Raw genomic sequence first — 5,565 nt, forward strand, 5'->3', positions numbered from 1 at the left:
ATATCCGCAACTCACCCCGGCACCGGCGACATACACCTCACCGATCACCCCCACCGGCACCGGGCGCAACCACTCATCGAGCACAAACAACGCCGCCCCGGCCACCGGCGCACCAATCGGCGGCACCCCCGACCCCGGCGCCAGCGGCGCGCTCATCGTCGTGTACCACGTTTCACTCGGGCCGTAGGCGTTGATCATCACCCGCCCGGGCGCCCACCGATCGACCAGTTCGGGTGGACAGGCCTCGCCGCCCACCAGCAAGGCCACCGAATCCAATCCCTCAGTCGATAGCACCGCCGCCGCAGACGGCGTCTGATTTAAGACATTGACCTGTTCGGCGACAAGCAATGCGTGGAAGTCTTCTGGAGAACGGGCAACCGATTCGGGCACCACCACCAGGCGCCCGCCGCGCAAGAGCGGGCCCCAGAGCTCCCAGACCGAGACGTCGAAGCCGTAGGAATGCCATTGCGACCACACCCCTGACGACGGCAGGCCGACATCCAGCGAGTCGAACAGCTGGGTGACGTTGCGGTGGGCGATGGCCACCCCTTTGGGCACCCCGGTGGTTCCAGAGGTGTAAATGATGTGGGCGATATCGTCCGGGGCCGGCAGCGGTAAGGGGGTACAGGGCTGGCTGTCGACAGCGGGGTCGTCGACATCGATGACCGCCACGTCAAACCCGCCCAGCCGCCTGGCCAGCTCCGCGGTGGTGATAGCAGCAACGGGTAGGGCATCCTCGAAGATGGCCGCGATGCGGGCCAGCGGCAGCGCCGGGTCGATTGGCAGATAAGCAGCCCCGCTCTTGAGCACAGCCAAAATCGCCACGATCGCCTCAGCCGAACGCGACAACAGCAGCGCCACAGACTGACCCGGGCGCGCACCATGAGCGGCAAACAGATGCGCCAGCCGATTAGCCGCCTCATCCAGTTCGCGATAGGTCCACGAACGGCCATCAGACACCAGCGCCACCGCCTCCGGTGTGCGCTGCACCTGCGCGGCGAACAACCCTGGAATCGACACTGGCGTGGATGCCGGCGCCGTCAATACCGCCCGGTGACCCCACCGATCCAGGCGAGCGTGTTCACCGATGTCGAGTAGATCCACCGACGACAACGACCGCTCGACGTCGCCGGTCATCGCCACCAGCACCCGCTCAAACCGCTCAATCAGCGCCTGGATACTGGCCGTGTTGAACACGTCGGTGCGAAATTCCACCGTCCCGCCGATCCCGGCGGGCTCACCGGTCTCGGTCCACTGTTCGGCCAGCGAAAACACCAAATCCATGCGGGCAGTGCGGGTATCCACTGGCAGCGGGGTGACGTCCAAGTCGCCCACGGCCAATCCGGCTGCCGGACCGTTGTCCTGCCAAGGGAGGTTCTGCCAGGCCAACATCACCTGGATCAGGGGGTGATGGCTCAGGCTTCGGGTGGGATTGAGCCGCTCCACCAGCACCTCGAACGGCACGTCCTGGTGCTCGAAGGCAGTCAGGCTACGCCGCCGCACCTGGGCCAGCAGCTCAGCCACGGTAGGGTCGCCGGTCAGATCGACCCGCAGCACCAAGGTGTTGACGAAAAACCCAACCAATTCATCCAGGGCAGGGTCGCGCCGCCCGGCGATCGGGAAGCCCACCGCCACATCACGATTCGCGCTCAGCTTGCCCAGCAGCACCGCCAAAGCGGCCTGCACCACCATGAAACTGGTGGCGTTGTGCTCGCGGGCCACCCGAGCCACCTGCTGCTGCAGCTCGGAGGACCACTCCACCGTCACGCTGGCGCCGCGGTAATCAGCCACCGGCGGATAGGGCCGATCTACAGGCAGCTCGAGACGTTCGGGCAGCCCCGCCAGAGCGTCTTCCCAGTAGGCCACCTGCGCGGCAATCGGGCTGTCCGGATCCTGCAGTTCACCAAAGTGGGCGCGCTGCCACAGCGTGTAGTCCACATACTGGACCGCCAATGGCTCCCAGCCGGGGGCTTGCCCGACACACCGGCTGGCATACGCTACACCCAGATCAGCCGCCAGCGGCCTGAGCGACCAGCCATCCGCGGCGATATGGTGCACCACCACAACCAGCACGTGTTCCTCATCCGAAACACGGAAAAGCCTTGCCTGCATAGGGATTTCGGCGGCCAGATCGAAGGTGTAGCGCGCCGCGGCGCCGATGGCCTCGTCCAGCTGGCTTGCCGACCAGCCGCTGGCATCAACGACGTCCCACCCGAAATCGGCCCGCTCAACAGGGACGACCACCTGCCGGGGTGTGCCCTCAAACGTAGTGAAGACGGTGCGCAGGCTTTCGTGGCGGCCGACCACGTCGGCCAGCGCCGCACCCAACGCGTCAGCATCAAGCCGTCCGCGCAGCCGCAACGCCGCCGCTATGTTGTAGACCGGGGAGCGGCCCTGCAATCGGTCGATAAACCACAATCGGCTCTGAGCAAACGACAACGGAACCACCGCGGGCCGCTCAAGCGGCACCAGCGGCTGAAGCCGACGCGGACCCAGGTCGGTGATGCGTGACGCCAATTGGGCAACGGTGGGCGACTCGAACACCGTGCGCACCGACAGATCGGTATCCAGGCCCGTGTTGACTGCGGCGATCAGGCGCATCACCGACAGCGAATCCCCGCCCAAATCGAAGAAAGAGTCGTCGACCCCGACTCGCTCCAACCCGAGCACTTGGGCATAGACGCCGGCCAGAATCTCCTCAATGGGGTTGGCCGGCGCCCGATAACCGCCACCGGCATCCTGGCCTTCCGGTACGGGCAAGGCGCGGGTATCGAGTTTGCCGTTGGGAGTGAGGGGCAGCGCCTCGATCGCCAACACCGCGGCCGGCACCATATAGGCCGGCAACCGCCGCGCCAGCTCGGCGCGCGCCGCGCCCGGATCCGCTGTGCCGGTGATGTAGCCGACAAGGCGCTTGTCGCCAGGGCGGTCCTCGCGGGCGATCACCACCGCCTGATCGACTCCCTCGCAGCCGGCCAACGCGGCGCGGACTTCGCCGAGTTCGATGCGATAGCCGCGGATCTTGACCTGCTCATCAGCACGGCCCAGATAGTCGAGTTGCCCATCGGCGCGCCAGCGCACCAGATCCCCGCTGCGATACATGCGCGACCCACGCCCCCCGAACGGACAGGCGACGAATCGCGACGCGGTCAACCCCGGCCGATGCACATAGCCCACTCCGACGCCCGTGCCGGCCACGTACAACTCACCGACGACACCTTCCGGCACCGGGCGCAGCCAGCCGTCGAGCACAAATAACGCCGCCCCGGGCACCGGCGAACCGATCGGTGGTGTCCCCGAGCCCGCCGTAAGCGGCGCGCTGATCGTGGCGTACACCGTGGTCTCCGTCGGGCCGTAGCCGTTGATCATCACCCGCCCGGGCGCCCACCGATCCACCACCTCGGCCGGACACGCCTCGCCGGCCACCACCAACGTCGCCGACTCCAAACCCTCAGTCGACAACATGCTCACCGCCGACGGGGTTTGGCTGAGGACACTGACCTGTTCAGCGACCAGAAGGGCGTGGAGGTCTTGCGGCGAGCGTGTTACCGCGTCGGGCACCACCACCAGCCGCCCGCCGTGCAGCAGCGCACCCCACATCTCCCAGACCGAGTAGTCGAAGGCCAGGGAATGACAGTGCGTCCAAACTTGCTCCGGCGCCAGGTCAACGCCGACATCAAGTGAGTTGAATAGACGGGTGACGTTGTGGTGAGTGACCGCGACGCCTTTGGGCGTACCGGTTGTGCCAGACGTGTAGATGATGTGGGCGATCTCGTCAGGAGCCGGCAGCGGTAACTCTGTGCACGGCTGGGCATCGATGGCTGGGTCGTTGACGTCGACGACCACGAGCTCATAGCCGTCGAGTCGTTCGGCCAGCTCAGTGGTGGTGACGGCGGCGATGGGGATGGCGTCGGCGAGCATGAACTCCACTCGCGCCTGCGGCAGCGCCGGGTCGATCGGCAGATAGGCCGCCCCGGTTTTGAGCACCGCCAAGATCGACACGATCGCCTCTGCGGAACGGGACAACAACACTGCCACCGATTCACCGGGCCGGACCCCATGCCCAGCCAGCAAGTGCGCCAAGCGATTAGAAGCGTCCTCGACTTCGCGGTAGCTCCACGAACGCTCGCCGCACACCAGCGCGACTGCGTGGGGGGCACGGGCGACTTGCGCGGCGAACAGCGCCGGAATCGACGGTGGGGCTGGCCCGGGTTGCGTCAGCACCGACCGATGACCAACCTGCTCCAATCTGGTGTGCTCGGGCTCGTCGAGCACGTCAATAGATGCCAACAACCGCTCTGGATCGGCAGTCATTGCCGTCAACACCCGCTCTAACCGCACCGCTAAATCGCGGGGGTCAGAATCGGAAAAATGTTGCTTGGGGCCAGCCGTATTGAGAAAAAGCTGATCGCCGGCGCGGATAAACCACAGCTCAAGCTGATCCTCGAAGCCAGAATGGGTGACAGTCCCCGAACCAGGGGCACCGGCGAAATCCGCTAACCGTGTCGCGGGAATGAAATTAAGCACCACCCGGTTCGGCGGGTGCTCGCCGTTGCGGGAACAGGACGTATTCTCCAGCACATGCACCGGAAACCGCTGGTGCTCCAACGCTTCTCGCATGCGTGAGTCGACATGCCGACAAAAATCAGCGACGGTAGATCCCGGCGCGGCTTTCAATATCAGGGGCACAACCCCGGAAATCATTCCCGGCACCGTCTGCGCCCGCGGATGCACCCGCCTAGCTACCGGAAAATCGAGCACTATCTCCGAAGCGTCGACATCGCACCCCCGCACAAGCAAGCCGCAGGCCGCGGTAATCAGTGAAGCTCGACGCACCCCCAGCACCTGCGACAACTGGGTGATCTCGGCAACGATGACCGGGTCCAATTGAACTGGCGCGGAAGGCTTGCCCGGATCGCGCCCGTCCGCTGGGTGCGCTAACCAATGAGGTGGTTCGCTTTCCGACGGGAGATTTCTACTCCAATATGCCTGATCATTAAGATACTCGGCGGACTGTTCGTATTCTGATTCGGAATCAACCAAGTCCCGTAATGAGCCAAAGAACGCAGGGGGGATTTCCTCGCCAGATGCCATTGCGGAATAGACGACTGCGATTCGATGACTTATCAGCGCAAGTCCTATGCCATCGATCACTATATGATGGCAGCAGATAAATAAATGACATTCGTCGGCCTGGGTCTGAAACAATGCAAATTTGAACAACGGGCCATCAAACGGCATTGGTGTACGTTGAATAGAAGATGCCAGTCGATGCGCTTCTTCAACAGGAGTCGGGTGGTTTACGAGGTCGTAGTAAGCGAGCTCTACGTCTGGGTAATCGAGCGCCTTTTGATAAACCTGTCCGTCTACGCGAAAAAAGGCGGCTCTGAGTGGTTCCGCCTCGCAAACCACTTGTCGGATTGCCGACTGCAGCAAAGCTTGCTCGAGGGTGCCCTCGATTTTGCCAAGCATGCCGATCTGCCACTTTGCAGGGTAGCGGCCAGTTTCCGCCGCCAGCCAGATATCCAGTTGTGCCCGCGTCAGCGGAAAGACCTGCTCAGCGACTTC

General features: G+C 64.2%; 1 protein-coding gene. It reads right to left on the reverse strand.

Features of this window, described 5'->3' with window-relative positions; all coding sequences use genetic code 11:
• Positions 1 to 5,565 (reverse strand): amino acid adenylation domain-containing protein (locus tag VFA16_RS18655; protein ID WP_414687759.1); only part of this gene is annotated, 5,565 nt, incomplete at both ends.

It is taken from the genome of Mycobacterium sp., assembly GCF_035653355.1.
Taxonomy (GTDB): Bacteria; Actinomycetota; Actinomycetes; order Mycobacteriales; family Mycobacteriaceae; genus Mycobacterium.